Here is a 19,985-nt window from a genome sequence, read left to right on the forward strand (position 1 = left end):
GATTGAACTGACTCGCGTTTATTTTCCCACATAAATATAAAATGATGTTTTATTTTAAATGAATTTTAATTTTATTTTCCCATAAAATATGACATTAAGGAAAATCTATGCGCAATACCTTCAGACCTGCACGCGGCATGCTGGCGTTGGCAATCGCACTAGCCGGGCTCGCAGGCGGCTGTAATGACAGCGGCGGAACTGTCGATAACCAGCACGATGCGCCCGCCTCCGCGCCACAAAATGTCATGGTTCCGATACTGTCTGCCGATGAAAACAGCCTGGTGCTGGTCTGGGAAAAACCGGAGTCTGAGACCGAGCAGGTGGTGGACTACGCCGTCTATCGTCAAGGCAAGCGGCTGGGCCTGGCGCGTGAAAATCAAAACCATTTTTCCCCGGCAAAGCCCTATATTGATAACTTCTATCAGCGGATCGCCAGCGACGGCTGGCAGCAGAAAATCGATCTGCGCAGCTTCACGGCCACCAACCTGCAGCCGGATACGGAGTATGCCTTTACGGTGCGCGCGGTCTACGCCAATGGCCAGGAATCTCCGGACAGCGCAGTGGTTAAAGCGCAAACCCGCAAAACGCCGCACGTCATCGAAGCCAGCACATTCGGCGCGAAGGGTGACGGCACCACGCTGAATACCCAGGCGCTGCAGCGGGCCATTGATAGCTGTACCGTCACGCACTATCCTCAGGGCTGCAAGGTGCTGATTTCCGGCGGCGAATTCAAAACTGGCGCGTTGTTCCTGCACAGCGATATAACCCTGGAGATTGCGGCTGGCGCCACCCTGCTGGGTTCGGACGATCCGGCCCAGTATCCGCTTGATAAAGGCTATTACCTCTATCCCTATAGCGATCATCCGCAGCCTCGCCGCCCGCCATCATTAATTAACGTGCTGGGCGCGGACGATAAGGGCGAGTCTCCGGCCGGAACGTTTCGTAATATTCGCATCGTTGGGAAAGGCACGATTGACGGCAACGGCTGGACCCGCGGCGTCAAAAGCGGCGGCGATGCGACAATTAGCGACGAATTGGGCAACGCGCTGCCGCAGTACCGGGCCAGCAATGCCAAAAAAGTCGGCGCGGACGGTATTCTGGCAAAGCATCAGACCGAAGCGGCTATCGCGGAAGGGATTGAAAACAATAGCGCCTATAAAAACCGCCGCTCCAGCCTGATGACCTTGCGCGGCGTGCAAAATCTCTACCTTGCCGGACTGACTATTCGTAATCCCGCTTTCCACGGGGTGATGGTGCTGGAGTCAGAAAATATTACCCTGAATGGGCTTGTGCATCAGACCTTTGACGGCAATAACGCCGACGGCGTCGAGTTCGGCAATAGCAAAAACGCGTTGGTCTTCAATAACTTCTTTGATACCGGAGATGATTGCGTTAATTTTGCCGCCGGGTTTGGTAAAGGCGCGAAAACGTTTCATCAGCAGCCGCAAAGCGCGGCGTGGATTTTTAATAACTATTTCCGTAAAGGCCACGGCGCCGTGGTGACGGGTAGCCATACCGGCGCGTGGATCGAAAACGTTCGCGCCGAGGATAACGTCATGTATATGACCGACGTTGGCCTGCGCATGAAGAGCCGCCCCTACTATGGCGGTGGCGTGCGGGAGGTGCTGTTCCGTCATAACGCGATGAAAGATATCGCCAAAGAGCCGTTTGTTTTTACTATCAAATACAGCGCCGACGTAAATGATACGACCCCTGCCGACGAGCCCGCTCAGTTCCGCGACGTTCAGGTGCAGGATGTGACCGTCGATGGTACTTCGGCTAAGCACAGCATCCTGATTGACGGCATGACGGTAGCCGAAATGGCGGAGTCGTTTGGTATTCACTATTCTCGCGATGCCTATCATCAGAATCTGCGTTTTTCCAACGTCAGCTTCCGTAACACCAAAGCAACCAATATCTCTTTCCTGCACGACAGTCAGTTCGATGAGGTAACCTTCGCCAACACGCCGCAGGCCTGGGAATTTTTCGCCGTCAATGACGTAATGCTCGCCGACAGCCTTCATCAGCAGAGCATCACCCGTGGGGAGAACGACAAGGTTATCCTTGAGGGCGCAACGAAGTAATGCCGTTTCCGGCGGCTCCGGTCGCCGGGAATTAACCCGTAAGTCACATCAGAACAAATATATGGCGTTTATCTATCCATAGTAAATACGCAGGTCATCACCGGTGAATTGAGCGTTCCCCAGACAATGTAGTCCCTGTTCCGGGTAAAAATAAAGATGGGTGATTTTCCGGACAATCCCATGATATCATAAATAGGTATAATGAGATCATCAGGAATACTTCCATATCTATTATCGATTTTATCACCCGGTAATATTTTGTATCGTCCCTCACCATCGGCCATATAATCAAAGGCTATATCCTGCGAAAGATAGTACGATTCATCACCATCGACTATCTTTCCAGACAAAGAAACATAGCCACTATTATTGCTCATATCAAATAAAACATGGCCGTCAAAAGTGTATGAATCGTTCAATGATGAAATAGTAAAGTAAACATTTGCCTCACATGTTTTAATTTTATTTTTCTTATTCAGTAAAATCAGTAGATAAATAATCAGAGCGAAGACCGCGCAGAACAAAAAAACAAAGCACAGGTAGAATTTATTCTTAGTCATGCTGCCTCCACTGATTAGCGTAAAAATTATGACAATAGAGCGTCTTATGGCTTATGCTATTCACAGGGCAAAATGATGTAAAAACGGCGCCAGATTTACCATGAAGGACACTTCTTTGGACATAAACGATTAGTCTGGCCGGACTACTTTGACAGTGTTCAAGCAGCCCAGGATGATGCATCTCCATTAGATTAAGAACTTTTTCCTGCATTCTCTCGGGGATGGGAACAGACGATTTTAATTGACAGTTGCCGATACGAGTCAGATTGTCGGACTCTTTCAAACGAATAGATGGAACAACAACTTCATATTTAGCAAGCAAAATAAAAAAAAGGCTGGGGATTAGTGCTAAAATACCTCCACGTATCAGATAACTAAACCAGTGGTAACGGGTTCGCCGTGGAGGAGATAGCCCGTTGCTGACTTCATTGCATAGTTTAATTTTGATATCTGCAGACAGATAAAAGCCAACGCCTGGATTTGTCAAAATAATATTCTCTGTTCCCGTCAGGGATGATAGTTTCTTTCTGAGAATACTAATATATTGGTTTAAAGATGAATTTGAAGCTTCGAGCCCACGAGACTCCCACACCCTCTCTAACAGGCTTTGCCGAGGAACAATCTCACCGTGGGATTCAATCAGTATGGCCAGAATATGATTGGCCGTTTTCGTTAATTGGTGCTTATCCGTTACGCCAATATCAATACGAATAAGCTCACCAGACTCAGCATTATAAATCAGTTTGTTTTCAATTAAGTACTTCATAATTATTCTGCATCCTGTGAATACCTGAGTATGCTGCGGTAAGACAAGCTCTGAACGTGTTGAGCCCTGTAGCATCCCGGGGAAATTGAAGTCTTGTAAACACATCATACCAGGTCTCGAGAGGTATGCTACCCAACAGTCAGGCGTATGCATTCAGATCCCTGATATAATTAGCCTCCTGTCCCCCTGTTGACGATACAGGAATGAGTAAAGAGGTATCGTATTAATAAACCAATAGTATCAATAAACACAATGAGGAATGTTATAAGAACAATCATTTTATGTTAATTATGTGTACAACATCATATTAATCATCGCCGATGAAACAATAAAAAAACATTCAACAAATTCAGAAACAACTAATAATACAAAAACACACATAGCATTAAAAAATAATATTTCACAGTGCTTAAATGGCAATAAAAAACCTTTAAATTTTCGCATAAAAAATCTCTTAGAGTTTAAAGCGAATTATAAAAAACTAAAAATTAATACATTAAAATCTTTGCATTTATAATCACTAAGAAATTAACCTGCGATTGAATTATTTTTTTCTTGCCTATATATTTGAGAACAGCAGTATTCAGTCACTCAAAGAAAATACTTCGTAGATTTACAGCCAAATAAACATTAAGAATCAAGAGAGGATTATGTATAGTTATCGCTGGGCCAAATTCCTTATTGCAGGCGCAAGGTACAATGATAGCCAAGTTCTACTCGTGGAATTATATATCCACCGCGAGTCAGATGGCATCATTAAACCAGGAGTTTGCAGAAACAGACAATGGGTATTAAGCCATTTGGTTAATGGCTCAACTTTATTTACTTTAAATCAAAATAATAATAAGTGGCAAAAAAAGGATCGAATAATACTCAACCAAGTTGCTGGTAGATATTATATCAGGACGCATCCCTCTCCTCATCCCGGAGATGATATAGGCTATCATTTTACTCAAGGCTGTATGATATAAATTAAAAACTAGTTTTAGCAACTACAGGTATAATGACAATGTGGAAAATATGTTCGATTCTGGATATTATTCGCAGTAGCAATGAGAAACCATTGATAATAATTGTTAACGACAGTATGCATCTCCGGCTTATCAGACCATCTCTCTCATGTGAACAAATTAGGAAGATAAGCATCGAACAACTTGAGGAAATCATCATCAGAGAATTGTAAAGTCCTGGGCTGACGCTAAATTATATCATTAATCATTTTAATTCTTCATTTTCACTATCATTACGCTTACCAATACACCCGATATCGGGTGTATTGGTACCGCCAACATAAAAGAGAACAAGCGGCCACATAATCCACATTTTTATACTAATCAATGTTCAAGAGCGAGCGCGTAGACATGCTCAACATGAGACAGATCGTGGTATAAGTCAGGTAAGGTCATTTTCTGGCGAACAACCATTTTTAAATTAACCTCAATCTTTCCCTTTTTAATGTCTCTAATCGTAATATTCTCGATAATATTTTTTTGCTGATGAATACGGCTTATCAGCTTTTCAAGGGCCCCTCGTTCATCAAGAACCACCCGTACTTTCACTTTTCCAGGGAACTGATTTTTAGTTTGCAGGAATATAATGAATGGGCTTAATTTTATCGCCAATAAGAACAAACCCGTGGCGAAAAAAGCATGAAAATAAAAACCGGCGCCGCAGGTAATTCCAATCCCGGCTGATGCCCAGACAATGGCCGCCGTCGTCAGGCCTGAAATAGCATCGTCGTGGCGATGTAGAATCACTCCCGCCCCCAGAAAACCGACGCCGCTGATAATCTGGGCCGCCAGGCGCATCGGATCGCTACGGATGTTCATCGAAATTTCAGCATAGTATTCCGCCGACTGTATTGAAACGATGGTTAACACACAGCTGGCGACAGATAAAATGACACAGGTTTTGAATCCGACAGGTTTCCCTTTCGATTCTCTTTCCAGGCCAATGATGCCTCCCAGAATAAACGCAATGCTGATTTTGACGATGGTCAATAACGGAAACCATCCGTGATCGACGATCGTGGCGGCCAGATTATTCATATCTTTACCTTAATGAAAGATCCGTTATCAATCAGGAATTCGCTTTCTTCAATTCGAGATCCGTTTTGCGTTTTGACAGATCGTCGCGGAAGAAAATCAGGAAGAAGACGCTCACTACCGCGGCCACACCGGCTGAAACTAACCAGAATGTTTCCCATTGCGGTAACGCTTCCGGCCCTTGCTCAGTCACGGTAGTGTTAAAAATCTGCCCGCAAACGGTAGAAGCAAACAGCAGCCCGACGCCGTTGGAGACGATAAATCTCAAGCTTTGCGCCTGCGCTTTGATCTCTGGCGCGGCTTTGCGGTCAACATAAATATCGCCGACGGTAAAGAAAAAGTCCCAGCAGAATCCCTGTAACATCAGGCCGATCAGCACAAACATCATGTTGGCATCCAGCGAGGCATGAGCAAACAACAGCGTGCGGATGATCCAGCAAACGGCCCCCAGCATCAGCGTGATTTTAAAGCCGGCTTTTAGTAAGAAGAACGACAGCAGGAACATAAAAATCACTTCGCAGGCAATCCCGATCTGCATCATTGATGCGGCATTATCGAACCCCAGCGCTTTTAAAAAGACCGGAATATAGGCGGAATATGCAGTTTTGGGGATCATTAAGACAAAGATACTCAGCATCAGCACGCTGAAGCTACGATCTTTGAAGAGTGCCAGAGCATCGAGACATAACAGATCGCGCAGCGCAAAAGCGTTTCCTTTTGCTTTTGGCGGCGTATTCGGCAATGTGAAGCAATATAAGCCCAGGACGGCGCCGGAAGCTGCCGCAATATACCAGGTAACTGTGTTGCCGGAATATCCCATTTCACCAATGATAAAGCCGATTGCCATAAAGCCGAAGGTGCCAAAAACGCGGATGAATGGGAAATATTTAACCCCATTGATATGGCTGAAACTGATACTGTTAGCCAGCGCCGTTGTCGGATAAAACAGCAGACCGACCAGGAAAATCATGGTCAGCGTCATGCCGGTATTTTGTGCTTCAATAAATTGCGGAACAAACAGCAGAACGCCAGCATTGACTAAGTGCAGGATCGCCATGACCTTTTGTGATGCAAAGAAGCGATCGGCCACCATACCAATAAATAACGGTGAAATAATTGTCGCTAATCCGAGCAAGGCATAGGATGAGCCGATTATGGTCGCCATTCCATAGGTACTTAATACCAGCCCCATGGTCATATTCCAGGCGCCCTGCATAAAGTACTGTATGAACATCATAATTAACAGGCGTGGTGTTTTATTAAGGTCCATATTGCATATCCTTTATTGGTTAATGCTCAGGTTAAGCCCGTCCCAGGCGACAAGAATGTTCTCTTTTTCACATGCTGCTACTAGCTCATCGTGCAGGAGACCGCCGCTGTGTGAAATATGCGAGACGACAAGTTGACTTGTTTTCTTCAGGCAGCCCAGTTCCGCCAGTCTGTCTCTGGCAGCGAACACCGTTTCCAGACTCATATGGTTATTGGTACGGTTTTCTCCATTAAAGCCGTAAGTACACTCCAGAACGGCCAGATCGATTTTTTTACCTTCCAGCCACTGCCAGGTGAGCTCAGGAAACCAGCCAGAGTCATGACCGTAAAAAATTGACTGGCCCTCTTTTTCGATAAACCAGGTATAACAAAGCTCCCATTTAGCATGGTTAGCCAGCAGCGGAGTTATCCGATAACCACGGGTTTCTACGGTGACGAAGGGCACCAGGCAATGAAAGGCAAAGCGCTCTGCGCTATAGCCCGGCAAAACCTCTGCCGCACCGTTAATCGCACGATCGTTACCAAAGATATTCAGCGGATGGTTAATCTCAAATCCGTAACCCTCCATTCGGCTGAAAAGATCGCCGACGTTGAAATGATCGGGATGAGTATGGGTAAACAGAAGCGACCTGATTTCAGTTGCGTCCATGCCGTCGCGCAGCAGCTGCTGGCTAAATTCCGGCGCGACGTCAATCAACAGTTGATCATCAATAATCGCGGAAGAGTGTGTACGAATGTCTTTTCCCTTACGTATACGGGCTTGCTGACAGTGCTCGCAGCGGCAAAACGGGTTAGGTATCCCTTCAGACGCTGCCGTTCCCAGAAAATGGATCTTCATGATTTCCTCTTATCACTAACAGGTTGCTGTTTTTATCATCAGAAATGTAATCAAACGTAATTGGAACGTGTCAATTATGATTCTGCCATTTAACCGGAACAACAATCTTTTACCCCAGAAGTGATCTCCTTCAAAAACTTACTTAATTCATCTTAAATTTCAATAAATTGCCATTATTACCATATGGTTAATCATCTCAAGCGAGAAAAGATTAATATTCTTAATGTCTATAAATCACACAAATTTATTTTGTAACGTTCAAATAATACCGGCAACGATAGTTTTCAGATGTATGCCGTGCTAGCATCAACGTATGAGGGTAAGGATTAAAATATGCCGACAATCAAAGACATAGCAAAGCTAGCCGGTGTATCACACGGCACTGTCTCGAACGTACTTAATGGCAGAGGAAATGTCAGCGTTGAGAAGATTGAAGCGGTTCAACGAGCGGCTAAGGAAGTGGGCTATCAGTTAAATGCTCAGGCGCAATCGTTAAGAGCCAGTAAAAGCCAAGGGGTGGCGCTACTGCTGCCAGACATTAATGCGGAGCAGTATTACCAGCTTTACCGGGGCTTAAATCAGGTCTGTCAGCCATCATTAAGCGAACCGCTGGATCTTTACCTGACCAACGATCTGCCCAACCTGGAACTGGAGATTCTGCAAACGCTGGCGGCAAAATCTTACCAGACCATTGTTACCGTCAGCTGCCTGAGCAATAGCCAACCTTATTATGAAATGCTCAAGCTGCCCGCGGAACAGATCCTTTTTGCATACCGGCAACCTACCGGAGCTGACAACTATTTCAGCCTCGATTACGTCACTGCGGGTGAACACCTTGCGAGAAGAGCGCTCGCGCAGCGGCCGGGCCATATCGGTATCTTCTGCGAACCCCTTGAATATGCTCATAGCGCATGTTTTATTCAGGCGATACAGGAGACCTGCCGGACAGTCAGTCCGCAGGCTAAGCTCACCGTGTTATCCTCGCAGGCGGGCGAGTCTAACACCGTAGCGTTTGATTTTTTCCGCGGGGTTCCCCCCGATATTTTCATCACTCAGGATAGTGATAAAACGCGAGCCGTGACGCAGGCAGCCTGGTTTGGTAGCGCGCAGCCCTGTCCGCCGATACTGCAGTTGAGTGATAATCTTCCGGCAGCCTTCGACGGCGTCACAAACTACCAGATGGACTATGGTCGCCTGGGTACCGCCATCGCTTCCCATATTTGCCAGCCTAAAAAACAGGTAACGCATCGAATTCTGACAAATAGCGGATTTTCATTAGATGGCCAATCCGTCCAGCCGCCTGAGACCGAGGCGACGCTGAATATGTTAATTTTGCCCAGCCCCTCAACCGATGCGCTGAAAAAGCTGTTACCTCACTTTTATCGTCAGACCGGTATCAAGGTAAATCTTGCGGTTTATCCTTATGATGAAGTGTTTGAAATTCTTTCCCATCTTCATCTGCATCCTTATTACGATCTCCTGCGCATCGATATGGCCTGTTTTCCCTGGTTTGCAGAAAAAGCGTTATTGCCGCTGGAGTCGATTTCCCCTGCGCTGCCGCAGCTGCTGACTCATTTTTCTGACCAGATTCGACAGCACTTCAGCATAGTGAATGGCACCGCGTGGGCCATCCCCTTTGATGCCAGTATGCAGCTTCTGTTTTACCGACGCGATCTCTTTGAAGATGCGACGTTAAAACGGATGTTCTACGAAACGACGGGCAAAGAGTTGACGCTACCCAAAAACTTTGCGCAATTTGATGAGTTAGCGGCTTTCTTCAGTCGCCTGCATCAGCCGGATAACAGGCTGCGCCCGATGGGCACGGCGGTGACCTTAGGCAGCTCAGGGCTTATCGCCACGGAATATCTACTGCGTTACTACGCGCTCGGCGGACGTCTGGTTTGCGAAGGCGAACCGGTTCAACTGGAGACTTCGCTTGCCGCTACGGCGCTTGAACAATACCTGCAACAGCTCTCCGTCGCCGTGAATCTCTCAGGAGAATGGTGGAGTGACGCCGTTAAGCAGTTTGAGCGCGGCAACCTCGCCATGTTGATCATGTATCTCAATTTGTTCAACGACGTCGCGCATAGCCCTATCGCCCCCACTATCGGCTATGCTTCAGTCCCGGGACAGCTTCCACAGTTGGGAGGGGGATCCATTGGGATGTCCCGCTACAGCAAAAAGAAAAAACAGGTTGAGCAGTTCTTCAGCTGGCTTTATTCCGATGAAATTGCGCGTCATCTGGTTCTGCTCGGAGGAAATTGCGCCTGGTCAGGAATTTGTCACGATCAGAACGTCCTGAACCTCTATCCATGGTTTAATTTATTGAATGAAAAGGGCATGGTCGGGATAAGAGAGTCGCAGGGAACGCAGGGTAAGCCCTTCAACCTGCGCCAGGCAGAAATTATTATCGGCCAGGGTGTGACTAACGCGATTAATGGGATTATGGATGTCTCTCAGGCCGTGGAATACATTAACAGGCGAATAAAAAATGAAACCGGCGCCTGAGGCCGGGAAAACGAGCGAGCCTCTGCCCTTTTCTCAGAGAGTCTGCGTGTTGCCAGACTCTCCGAAACCAGGTCCAAGAGCAAGGTAACGTTGCGTTCCCAGCGGGGATAAATATCTATATTTTTTGGGATTGACGCCAGCGTTTAATCATCTCTTGAGTGACTTCTTTCTTATAACAAACTGGCGCATAACCTCCTGCTTTACTCCAGGCGCTGCGCCTGCCACAGGAACTGCCGTTTCTCGCCCGATTAAACGGACAAGCGCAAACGCCAGGATAAGAAGCAATAGAAGCCTCAATAATTTGCTGCTTAACTTGATCATTATTTAATTGCGGTGCTTTAGCGGCAGCAGCGCTGGCTATAAAAGCACACAGTAATACTAACACGGCGGTACCGAGTCGTTTAACGGCCATAAAGATTGCTCTCGTGAGAAAGGACAACTCAAATTACCCGGCAGAAGGAAAAAACATATTGATCTTTCTCAATAGTGCCGAATATCTCTGAAAGTATTTTTTGGTAGTGTCACAAGAAATCGTTATGCCTACCTGCAGGTTGCTCGCAGATCCTTGACACAAAAGTGCCATAAGGCCATAAAGGCTCGAATCTTATTCCGTGCTTATTCATTACCTTTAGCTTGAATATATTCGCTGAACGTCATTTTTCGAATCGCGAATCCGAGCTGAAATTTTACGGAAGCTATCTTTCCATTCAGCAGGTAATTTTTCACCTGAGCTATCTTACAAGCCATACTATAAGGAATACGCCCAAGCTTTTCGGCCAGCCAGAAGAGATGATCGCCTATTTTCTCCGTTGGAATAGGGTCTAATACTTCCCGTAGGATGGACTCATCATTGTCATTCCAGGCTATGCCAGCGTTTGGAAAACGTGGCTCGATAACCTTTTCTTTCTTTTCTTCACTCTTTTTAACCGACGAGGATTTTTGTGGAGAAAGTATAGCAACACGTCTTTTATCGCCCCGATGGCGGCAATAGCCCGGACCAAATCAAGGCGTTCTGTGCGTGTTAAAAAATTTTCATCACAAATTAAATTATTCAGCAAATCGATTATATCACTCAGCTCACCTTCAATTATATGATCCGACCCGACATATTGTGTGATTCAATAATGAATATATTAACGCAAATATTTTAAAGTATATCTGCTTATTTTACCAGGTATCTCTCAATCATCGTAAGGCCTACTGCTGTAGCTAATTGATACAATCTGCCGCCATTAATGAGTATGTATTATCTCTCTTTTGGCTCTGCCGTTTCTTTCTTTGGTAGATTGAGGGCTATGAGTCCCTCATCCTCCCAGGAACGAAATGAGCCCTTTAAAGGCTTATGTGCAGCTCTGATTCGGTTAGACCTACGTCAACTTCGATAGGGATAGTAAAAGAAAAACACTAATTCCAGGAAGTAAAAAGGTAAGGAAAGAGGATTCTTAACGAGAAAATGGTACGCCCTACAGGGTTCGAACCTGTGACCTACGGCTTAGAAGGCCGTTGCTCTATCCAGCTGAGCTAAGGGCGCATTGAGAAGCGAGCTTCATGATGTGCAATCGCCGGAATTATACGGTCCACGCCTGATGAGTCAATGTATTTTGCCGCGAATCTGCGCTTGCCCGTGCAGGCTGGCGGCTTATGCCGCAAAAGCAGTATAAAGTTTATCCAACCTTATGTTTCTGCACATTAACTTTTCTTCGGCTCTCGAGCTCCTTTTTGCGCTATTCGCGGCGCGGTCAGGCCCATTTTTAGGCCACCGCAGCGTCAAAGCAAGATAAAATCTTAAACGAAGACTGACAGCGGGGCTGGCTTCTGACAAAATATCGCCATCCCCCTTTCGTAAAGATACAGATGGAATCCTCTCTCTGATGGCAGCAAAAATTATTGACGGTAAAACGATTGCGCAGCAGGTACGCTCTGAGGTTGCGGAAAAAGTGAAGGCCCGCGTTGCGGCCGGATTTCGTGCTCCAGGGTTAGCCGTCGTGCTGGTCGGCAGCAACCCGGCATCGCAGATTTATGTCGGCAGCAAGCGCAAAGCGTGTGAAGAGGTAGGCTTCGTCTCCCGCTCGTACGATCTCCCGGAAACCACCAGCGAAGCGGAGCTGCTGGAACTTATCGACACGCTGAATGCCGATGAGGCTATTGATGGCATCCTGGTTCAGCTGCCGCTGCCCGCCGGCATTGATAATGTCAAAGTCCTCGAGCGCATTTCGCCGGACAAAGACGTTGACGGCTTCCACCCGTATAATGTGGGTCGTCTGTGCCAGCGCGCACCGCGCCTGCGTCCGTGCACCCCGCGCGGGATTGTCACGCTGCTTGAGCGTTACAATATCGATACCTACGGCCTGAACGCGGTAGTCATTGGCGCTTCTAACATCGTTGGGCGTCCGATGAGCATGGAGCTGCTGCTGGCTGGCTGCACCACCACCGTCACTCACCGTTTTACCAAAAACCTGCGTCATCACGTCGAAAACGCCGACCTGCTGATCGTGGCTGTCGGTAAACCGGGCTTTATTCCGGGCGAATGGATTAAAGAAGGCGCGATCGTGATCGATGTTGGGATTAACCGCCTGGAAAACGGCAAAGTGGTTGGCGATGTGGTCTATGAAGATGCCGCCGCGCGCGCGTCGTACATCACCCCGGTTCCCGGCGGCGTCGGCCCGATGACCGTAGCCACCCTTATTCAGAACACGCTGCAGGCGTGCGAAGAGTATCACGATATTCAGGAGGCCTGAGATGGCGAATTTTTCTTTAGGCAAACACCCGCACGTTGAGCTTTGCGACCTGCTGAAGCTGGAAGGCTGGAGCGAAAGCGGCGCGCAGGCGAAAATCGCCATTGCCGACGGTCTGGTCAAAGTCGACGGCGCGGTCGAAACCCGCAAGCGTTGCAAAATCGTCGCCGGTCAAACGGTCAGCTTTGAAGGGCAGAGCGTTACCGTTACCGAGTAAAAAGTTAAGGCGCCGCAACCGGCGCCTTAAATTTATCCCCATCCGGGAATTAGACCCTATGGTCAGCGCCTGATGCACTGGCCTGAGTATGGGCAAAAAAATGCCGGGGATAGCCCCGGCAAAAAGAGAGAATGAGACTACTTCCGGCGCCAGGTGGTACCCTGCGGGCCATCTTCCAGCACAATGCCCATCTCGTTGAGACGGTCACGCGCGGCATCCGCCGCCGCCCAGTCTTTCGCTTTACGCGCGTCCAGACGCTGCTGGATCAAAGACTCGATTTCCGCCACTTCGCCGTCGTCCGCCTGCGCGCCGCTCTGCAGGAAGGCGTCCGGCTCCTGCTCCAGCAGACCCAGCACCGAAGAGAGCTTACGCATATGCGCCGCCATCGCGTTGGCCGCGGCGGCATCTTCGGTTTTCAGGCGGTTAACCTCACGGGCCATATCGAACAGCACCGAATAAGCTTCCGGGGTGTTGAAATCGTCATCCATCGCTTCGATAAAGCGCGCTTCAAACGCCTCGCCGCCGGACGGCTCTGCGGTTTTATCGGTTCCGCGCAGCGCCGTATACAGACGCTCCAGCGCGGAGCGCGCCTGCTTTAAGTTCTCTTCGCTGTAGTTCAGCTGGCTGCGATAGTGGCCGGACATCAGGAAGTAGCGGATGGTCTCCGCGTCATAGAACTTCAGCACGTCGCGCACGGTGAAGAAGTTGCCCAGCGATTTTGACATTTTCTCGCGGTCAACCATTACCATCCCGGAGTGCATCCAGTAATTCACGTACTCGCCGTCGTGGGCGCAGGTGGACTGAGCGATTTCGTTTTCATGGTGCGGGAACATCAGATCCGACCCGCCGCCGTGTATATCAAAATGGTTGCCCAGCTGCTTGCAGTTCATCGCGGAGCACTCAATGTGCCAGCCCGGACGGCCCGCGCCCCACGGCGACGGCCAGCTCGGCTCGCCCTCTTTCGACATTTTCCACAGCACAAAGTCCATCGGGTTATGCTTGACGTCGACAACATCAACGCGCGCGCCGGCCTGCAGCTGGTCGAGATCCTGACGCGACAGCTGACCGTAGTTCGGATCGGTCGGTACGTCGAACATCACATCGCCGTTATCGGCGACATATGCGTGGCCTTTGGCGATCAGCTGCTCGGTAATCTCAATGATTTCCGCAATATGGTGGGTAGCGCGCGGCTCCATATCCGGGCGCTGAATATTTAAGGCGTCGAAATCTTTGTGCATCTCGACGATCATACGATCGACCAGCGCCACAAAGCTCTCGCCGTTCTCATTAGCGCGCTTGATGATTTTATCGTCGATGTCGGTAATGTTACTCACGTATTTCAGTTTGTACCCCAGGAAACGCAGGTAGCGCGAAACCACATCGAAGGCAACAAAGGTACGAGCATGGCCAATGTGACAGAGATCGTAAACCGTAATACCACACACGTACATGCCGACTTCCCCGGCATGGATAGGTTTAAATTCCTCTTTCTGGCGCGTCATTGTATTAAAGATTTTTAACATCGAAGATTCCATGTAAACACGTGTGTGGTTGAAAACCGGGTATTCTACCCGTAATTCAAACCCGAATCAGCACACAATGCAAGGTGATCGCATCCTGCGGTTATGCTATAACAGCCCCCTATATCTCACCCGACTCCGGGTGCAGGCACCACAATCATCGGAACAGGATGCAAAAATGGTTACTTTCCACACCAATCATGGCGATATCGTAATCAAGACGTTTGACGACAAAGCGCCGGAAACAGTTAAAAACTTCCTGGACTACTGTCGTGAAGGTTTTTACGACAACACTATTTTCCACCGCGTTATCAACGGCTTCATGATTCAGGGCGGCGGTTTTGAGCCGGGCATGAATCAGAAAACCACCAAATCCCCCATTCAGAACGAAGCGAACAACGGTCTGAAAAACACCCGCGGTACGCTGGCGATGGCCCGTACTCAGGCGCCTCACTCCGCGACCGCGCAGTTCTTCATCAACGTCGCCGATAACGACTTCCTGAACTTCTCCGGCGAAAGCCTGCAGGGTTGGGGCTACTGCGTATTCGCAGAAGTGGTTGAAGGTATGGACGTAGTCGACAAGATCAAAGCGGTATCCACCGGCCGCAGCGGCATGCACCAGGATGTGCCGAAAGAAGATGTTGTGATCAAAAGCGTTACCGTCAGCGAATAATTCGTGGCGACGCTTTTTATTGCGGATTTGCATCTGCAAACGGAAGAACCGGCGATTACCGCCGGTTTTCTGCGTTTTTTACACGGGGAAGCCCGCCAGGCGGACGCCCTGTATATCCTCGGCGACCTGTTTGAAGCCTGGATCGGCGATGACGATCCGAACCCGCTGCATCGGCAAATTGCCGCTGCGCTCAACGCGTTAGCCGAGTCCGGCGTCCCCTGCTACTTCCTCCACGGCAACCGCGATTTTCTCGTCGGTCAGCGCTTTGCCCGCGAAAGCGGCATGATCCTGCTGCCGGAAGAAAAGCTTCTCGACCTCTACGGGCGCAAAGTGCTGATTATGCACGGCGATACCCTCTGCACCGACGACGCGGGCTATCTGGCGTTTCGCGCGAAAGTCCACAATCCCTTGATCCAGCGCCTGTTTCTGGCCCTGCCGCTGTTTATTCGCCGCCGTATCGCCGCCAGAATGCGCGCCGACAGCAAAGCGGCCAACAGCAGCAAGTCGATGGAGATTATGGATGTCAATCCGCAGGCGGTGGTTGACGTCATGGAGAAACATCACGTCCAGTGGCTGATTCACGGGCATACGCACCGCCCTGCCGTCCATTCCCTGGAAGCCAACGGCAAAACCGCGTATCGCGTAGTGCTCGGCGCCTGGCACAGCGAAGGTTCCATGGTCAAAGTCACGCCAGAAGACGTCGAGCTGATTCATTTCCCTTTCTGATAGCCTGCAGGCACTATTCCGAAAAATCCCCTCAGGCAACTGAATTGCTGTCTTTCCTTGCTCCCGCCAGGTTAATTTTCCAGCAAACCTCTCTCAAGGAACGAGCATGCAAAAATGGAGTCAGCCCCTGATTTGGGGAATGGTCATCGCCGTCATCGGCCCGATTATGGCCAGCTTTTTTGGTCTGGCGTTTACCTATCTTGGAACGCTGAGCGTAGTCTGGTTCGCCATTTTATTATGGATTCTCTATTTTTACGCGATTTATCTGCTCTGCACACGGCCGCACGATGAGCGCTTTGTGCAGGTATACATGCTGATTATGAGTATTCTTATGCTGCCCTGGGGGCTGGTGCTGATTTTTACCTTTTTCGCCAGCGCGACCGCCGCCCATAACCGCCGCGTTTCATCAAATACCGACGAGACAAAAGTCGGCTAGCCATGCGTACGCAACCGTTTTCCTTGCCGTCAGTTCATGCTATTCTCTGTGGCCTCTAAAGCAGTGTGAAACACACCCACAGGAGTTTTAAGACGCATGTCTTCCCGCAATAATTCGGCGCGTATCGCCATCGTGATGGGGTCCAAAAGCGACTGGGCTACCATGCAGTTTACCGCAGAAATCCTTGATGCCCTGAACGTTCCGTACCATGTCGAAGTGGTCTCCGCCCACCGCACGCCCGATAAACTGTTCAGCTTCGCCGAAGGCGCGCAAGAGAACGGTTATCAGGTGATTATCGCCGGTGCGGGCGGCGCGGCACATCTGCCGGGTATGATTGCGGCAAAAACCCTGGTGCCGGTGTTAGGCGTGCCGGTTCAGAGCGCAGCGTTAAGCGGCGTTGACAGTCTCTACTCCATCGTCCAGATGCCGCGCGGTATCCCGGTTGGCACGCTGGCGATCGGTAAAGCCGGAGCCGCCAACGCCGCCCTGCTGGCGGCGCAGATCCTCGCCCAACATGATGCTGAACTCCTCCAGCGCCTCAGCGCCTGGCGTCAGGCGCAAACCGATGAAGTGCTGGATAATCCGGACCCGCGGGGTGCGGCATGAAGCAGGTGTGCGTCCTCGGCAACGGCCAGCTAGGCCGAATGCTGCGTCAGGCCGGTGAGCCGCTGGGTATTGCGGTCTGGCCGGTTGGTCTGGAAGCCGACCCGGAAGCGGTGCCGGTACAGCAAAGCGTGATTACCGCAGAGATTGAACGCTGGCCGGAAACCGCGCTGACCCGCGAACTGGCGCGTCATTCCGCCTTCGTCAACCGCGATGTCTTCCCGATTATCGCCGACCGTCTGACGCAAAAGCAGCTGTTCGATAAGCTGGCGCTCGCTACCGCGCCGTGGCAGCTTCTGGCGGATAAAAACGAATGGCCAGCGGTATTCGCCCGTCTCGGCGAGCTGGCTATCGTTAAGCGCCGCGTCGGCGGCTACGACGGTCGCGGCCAGTGGCGTTTGCGGGAAAACGAAATCGCGCAGCTGCCTGATGATAACTACGGCGAGTGTATCGTCGAGCAGGGGATTAACTTCTCTGGCGAAGTGTCGCTGGTCGGCGCTCGCGCCCGGGACGGCAGCACGGTCTTCTATCCGCTGACCCGCAACCTGCATCAGGACGGTATTTTACGCGCCAGCGTCGCTTTCCCGCAGGCCAACGCCCGCCAGCAGGCGCAGGCGGAACAGATGCTGACGGCGATCATGAATGAGCTGGGCTACGTTGGCGTAATGGCGATGGAGTGTTTCGTCACCGCCGATGGCCTGCTGATTAACGAACTGGCGCCGCGCGTGCACAACAGCGGCCACTGGACGCAGAACGGCGCGTCGATTAGCCAGTTCGAACTGCATCTGCGGGCGATCACCGATCTCCCCCTGCCGCCGCCGGTGGTAAACAGCCCGTCGGTAATGATCAACCTGATCGGTACCGATCTGAACTATGACTGGCTGAAACTGCCGCTGGTGCATCTGCACTGGTATGACAAAGAGGTGCGTCCGGGTCGTAAAGTCGGGCACCTGAACCTGACCGACAGCGATACCGACCGCCTGAGCGCGACGCTGGAAGCGTTGAAGCCGCTGCTGCCGCCGGAATACGCCAGCGGCATCGTCTGGGCGCAGGCGCAGCTGGCGTAATCCAGCCCCCCATTATCCCGGCTCGCGGCGCGCTGCGCCTTAGCCGGGCTACAAAAACCGCCAGATGCCCGTCTCCTTCTGGAACTTTCCCGGAGGCGGCGCTGCGCATCTGTCCGGGCTACCAGAGAGCACTCCCCCGTAGCCCGCACAAGGCGCCGCCCTCCGGGGGAAAAGCGCACGATATTTCACAGTGTGCGCCGCTGGTAAGTTTCACCAACGCATCAGGGCTTGATACACGTTCCCGCAAGTCCAGCCAGAGTGTCATCAATGCGCGACAGCGCGCCAATCCACGCCCGCTTGCCCCGACGGCGCACGTAGCCGCTGACCGCCGCGATTTTCGGCCCCATCGCGCCATCGTTGCGGGCAAAAGGCTCGAGCTCTTCCGGCGTCGCTTCGCGGATCGGTCGCTGCATGGGCGTCCCCCAGTGTTCATATACCGCATCGGCGTCGGTGAGGATCACCAGGCCATCGGCGTTAATCTGCTCCGCCAGCAGCGCGGCGGCCAGGTCTTTATCGATCACCGCTTCCGCGCCGCGCCCGCACTCCAGCACCGGGATCCCCCCGCCGCCGCAGCAGATCACCGCATGACCTTCGCCCAGCAGGCGTTCAATCGACTCGCTCTCCTCAATCCTCACCGGAGTCGGCGAGGGAACCACCCGGCGCAGATATTTGCCGTCACGCTTCATCGTCCAGCCGTATTCGGCTTCAAGCTGCGCCTGTAGCTCAGGTTCGTAAACCGGACCAATAAACTTCTCCGGGGCCGAAAATGCCGGATCGTTCGAGGCTACCGCGATGCGCGTCATCACCGTCGAGACCGGCGGCATTTGTGATTCCTGCGCCAGACGCTGGGCCAGCATATAGCCAATCATCCCCTGGCTCTCCGCCACCAGCACGTCCAGCGGGTAAGGTTCGACATCGCCATAGGCCAGATTTTGCAGCGACAGCAGGCCCACCTGCGGCCCGTTGCCGTGAACAATCGCCAGCCGGTACTTCTGCGCCAGACGCGCCAGCGCCGGAACCGCGCTATCAATATTGCGGTACTGATTTTCCACGGTCAGCGCTTCCCCGCGCTGCAATAAAGCGTTGCCGCCGAGGGCAACCACCAGCGTTTTCATGATTTTTCCTTAGATAATGTGTTGCGCCAGCCAGAATCCCAGCAGGGTATCCGCGCCGGAGGTGTGGCCCATCGCCAGCAGGGCTTCGACGGCGGGTTCAATACGTCGTCCGCGCTGAAGCGCGTGAGAAAAATGCAGCAGCGGCGAGGCGAAGCGCCCCGCGCTGGCATAGCGTAAATAGTTGACGCTCACCTGGGTCGTCGCCGCGTGCAGATCCCCGGATGCGCGAAAGAAAGCCTGCCCGCCGTGGCGCAACATCCGCCCCGCGCGCCAGGCCGCCAGCATCATGCCGATCAGCATATCGTCCAGGCTCGGCGTCAGGCCCGGCCCCTTTCCCAGCCACAGCCGCCAGTCAACGGCGTTCCCGCGCAGCGCTGAGGCAAAACAGTGGCGTAATTGCCGCAATTCAGGATGCAGTGGTAGATGAACCGCCTGCGACAGCGGCCCGAACAGCCCGGTCTCTTCCGGGCGATCCACCAGCGCTTTCGGTAAGCGAGCGCCAGCGGGCTGATAGCAAGGCCGCAGGGAGCAGCGTCTGCGCGGCGGCGACAGCAAAAGGTCATCAACCTGAATGCCATTTTCGCCCGCCGCAGGCAGAGCGCCCGCCCGCAGCGCCCCATGCAGGCGGATAAAATCGCGATGACGTAATACCCATCCGCCGGGACTGATGCCCTGCCCATGACGATGCAGCGTCAGCAATGCGCCGCCTTCAACATAGAGGTTGATAGTGCGCTGCCAGAGGCCGCCGGTTCGCCACGGCTGGCGATGGTCCGGCGCATCAACGCTGCCTGTCAGCGGACGGATAATCTGCATCGCGCGCTCC

General features: G+C 51.3%; 19 protein-coding genes and 1 tRNA gene. 10 read left to right on the top strand and 10 right to left on the bottom strand.

Annotated features, from left to right (window positions below):
* Positions 1 to 107: 107 nt before the first annotated feature.
* Positions 108 to 2,084, top strand: coding sequence for a glycosyl hydrolase family 28 protein (locus tag ACE3MN_RS19945; RefSeq protein WP_049130779.1), 1,977 nt, complete (start codon positions 108 to 110; stop codon positions 2,082 to 2,084).
* A gap of 68 nt (positions 2,085 to 2,152) precedes the next feature.
* Here the strand turns inward: ACE3MN_RS19945 and ACE3MN_RS19950 are convergent, their stop codons facing one another.
* Together ACE3MN_RS19950 and ACE3MN_RS19955 are read right to left on the bottom strand one after the other, a co-directional pair.
* Complete coding sequence (locus tag ACE3MN_RS19950; protein ID WP_004137850.1) at positions 2,153 to 2,644, bottom strand: hypothetical protein; 492 nt, start codon at positions 2,642 to 2,644, stop codon at positions 2,153 to 2,155.
* The gene (locus ACE3MN_RS19955; protein WP_004137851.1) at positions 2,637 to 3,410 is read right to left on the bottom strand and encodes a transcriptional regulator; all 774 of its coding nucleotides are present in this window, start codon (positions 3,408 to 3,410) and stop codon (positions 2,637 to 2,639) included. Before ACE3MN_RS19955 ends, ACE3MN_RS19950 begins: the two co-directional genes overlap by 8 nt.
* A 650-nt stretch (positions 3,411 to 4,060) precedes the next feature.
* Between ACE3MN_RS19955 and ACE3MN_RS19960 the strand changes: the two genes are divergently transcribed.
* Complete coding sequence (locus ACE3MN_RS19960; protein ID WP_071830639.1) at positions 4,061 to 4,381, top strand: hypothetical protein; 321 nt, start codon at positions 4,061 to 4,063, stop codon at positions 4,379 to 4,381.
* A 363-nt stretch (positions 4,382 to 4,744) separates the two neighbouring features.
* Here the strand turns inward: ACE3MN_RS19960 and ACE3MN_RS19965 are convergent, their stop codons facing one another.
* From ACE3MN_RS19965 to ACE3MN_RS19975, 3 genes are read right to left on the bottom strand one after another with little or no spacing between them, the layout of a single operon-like run.
* The gene (locus ACE3MN_RS19965) at positions 4,745 to 5,458 is read right to left on the bottom strand and encodes an MgtC/SapB family protein (protein ID WP_004137852.1); all 714 of its coding nucleotides are present in this window, start codon (positions 5,456 to 5,458) and stop codon (positions 4,745 to 4,747) included.
* A gap of 31 nt (positions 5,459 to 5,489) precedes the next feature.
* A complete protein-coding gene (locus tag ACE3MN_RS19970) occupies positions 5,490 to 6,725 on the bottom strand; it encodes an MFS transporter (RefSeq protein WP_024358918.1) in 1,236 nt (411 codons plus the stop codon).
* Between the two features lie 12 nt (positions 6,726 to 6,737).
* Entirely contained in the window at positions 6,738 to 7,562 is an 825-nt protein-coding gene (locus ACE3MN_RS19975) for an MBL fold metallo-hydrolase (RefSeq protein WP_024358919.1), read from the bottom strand.
* A 333-nt stretch (positions 7,563 to 7,895) separates the two neighbouring features.
* On the opposite strand from ACE3MN_RS19975, the gene ACE3MN_RS19980 reads away from it, so the two are divergent.
* Complete coding sequence (locus ACE3MN_RS19980) at positions 7,896 to 10,070, top strand: extracellular solute-binding protein (RefSeq protein ID WP_024358920.1); 2,175 nt, start codon at positions 7,896 to 7,898, stop codon at positions 10,068 to 10,070.
* A 115-nt stretch (positions 10,071 to 10,185) separates the two neighbouring features.
* Here ACE3MN_RS19980 and ACE3MN_RS19985 read toward each other — a convergent pair whose 3' ends face one another.
* Positions 10,186 to 10,482 (bottom strand): hypothetical protein, encoded by a 297-nt coding sequence (locus tag ACE3MN_RS19985; protein WP_071991919.1) that lies wholly within the window; start codon positions 10,480 to 10,482, stop codon positions 10,186 to 10,188.
* Between the two features lie 1,042 nt (positions 10,483 to 11,524).
* Positions 11,525 to 11,601: transfer RNA gene (locus ACE3MN_RS19990), tRNA-Arg, on the bottom strand.
* Positions 11,602 to 11,941: 340 nt separating this feature from the next.
* Here ACE3MN_RS19990 and folD point away from each other — a divergent pair.
* The gene (gene folD, locus ACE3MN_RS19995; RefSeq protein WP_004137856.1) at positions 11,942 to 12,808 is read left to right on the top strand and encodes a bifunctional methylenetetrahydrofolate dehydrogenase/methenyltetrahydrofolate cyclohydrolase FolD; all 867 of its coding nucleotides are present in this window, start codon (positions 11,942 to 11,944) and stop codon (positions 12,806 to 12,808) included.
* Between the two features lies 1 nt (position 12,809).
* On the top strand, positions 12,810 to 13,022 hold the full coding sequence (ybcJ, locus tag ACE3MN_RS20000) for a ribosome-associated protein YbcJ (protein WP_004099787.1): 213 nt from the start codon (positions 12,810 to 12,812) through the stop codon (positions 13,020 to 13,022).
* A 137-nt stretch (positions 13,023 to 13,159) separates the two neighbouring features.
* Here ybcJ and cysS read toward each other — a convergent pair whose 3' ends face one another.
* Positions 13,160 to 14,545 (bottom strand): cysteine--tRNA ligase, encoded by a 1,386-nt coding sequence (gene cysS / locus ACE3MN_RS20005; RefSeq protein WP_024358988.1) that lies wholly within the window; start codon positions 14,543 to 14,545, stop codon positions 13,160 to 13,162.
* 175 nt (positions 14,546 to 14,720) lie between these two features.
* On the opposite strand from cysS, the gene ppiB reads away from it, so the two are divergent.
* The 5 genes from ppiB (at position 14,721) to purK (ending at position 18,047) form a co-directional block, all read left to right on the top strand.
* Positions 14,721 to 15,215 carry a peptidylprolyl isomerase B gene (gene ppiB, locus ACE3MN_RS20010; RefSeq protein WP_004130079.1) on the top strand — a complete coding sequence of 165 codons (495 nt, stop codon included), beginning with the start codon at positions 14,721 to 14,723 and terminating at the stop codon, positions 15,213 to 15,215.
* A 3-nt stretch (positions 15,216 to 15,218) separates the two neighbouring features.
* Entirely contained in the window at positions 15,219 to 15,941 is a 723-nt protein-coding gene (gene lpxH, locus ACE3MN_RS20015) for a UDP-2,3-diacylglucosamine diphosphatase (protein WP_024358989.1), read from the top strand.
* Between the two features lie 106 nt (positions 15,942 to 16,047).
* Positions 16,048 to 16,377, top strand: coding sequence for a hypothetical protein (locus tag ACE3MN_RS20020; protein ID WP_004137860.1), 330 nt, complete (start codon positions 16,048 to 16,050; stop codon positions 16,375 to 16,377).
* 96 nt (positions 16,378 to 16,473) lie between these two features.
* A complete protein-coding gene (gene purE, locus ACE3MN_RS20025) occupies positions 16,474 to 16,983 on the top strand; it encodes a 5-(carboxyamino)imidazole ribonucleotide mutase (protein WP_004137862.1) in 510 nt (169 codons plus the stop codon).
* Positions 16,980 to 18,047 carry a 5-(carboxyamino)imidazole ribonucleotide synthase gene (purK, locus tag ACE3MN_RS20030; RefSeq protein WP_024358990.1) on the top strand — a complete coding sequence of 356 codons (1,068 nt, stop codon included), beginning with the start codon at positions 16,980 to 16,982 and terminating at the stop codon, positions 18,045 to 18,047. The genes purE and purK overlap by 4 nt, the downstream gene beginning before the upstream one ends.
* Positions 18,048 to 18,268: 221 nt before the next feature.
* Here purK and ACE3MN_RS20035 read toward each other — a convergent pair whose 3' ends face one another.
* Positions 18,269 to 19,162, bottom strand: coding sequence for a carbamate kinase (locus tag ACE3MN_RS20035; RefSeq protein WP_024358991.1), 894 nt, complete (start codon positions 19,160 to 19,162; stop codon positions 18,269 to 18,271).
* Positions 19,163 to 19,171: 9 nt separating this feature from the next.
* A complete protein-coding gene (locus tag ACE3MN_RS20040; RefSeq protein WP_098066496.1) occupies positions 19,172 to 19,975 on the bottom strand; it encodes a DUF2877 domain-containing protein in 804 nt (267 codons plus the stop codon).
* Positions 19,976 to 19,985: the final 10 nt, after the last annotated feature.

This window comes from Klebsiella grimontii (assembly GCF_042137965.1).
GTDB lineage: Bacteria > Pseudomonadota > Gammaproteobacteria > Enterobacterales > Enterobacteriaceae > Klebsiella > Klebsiella grimontii.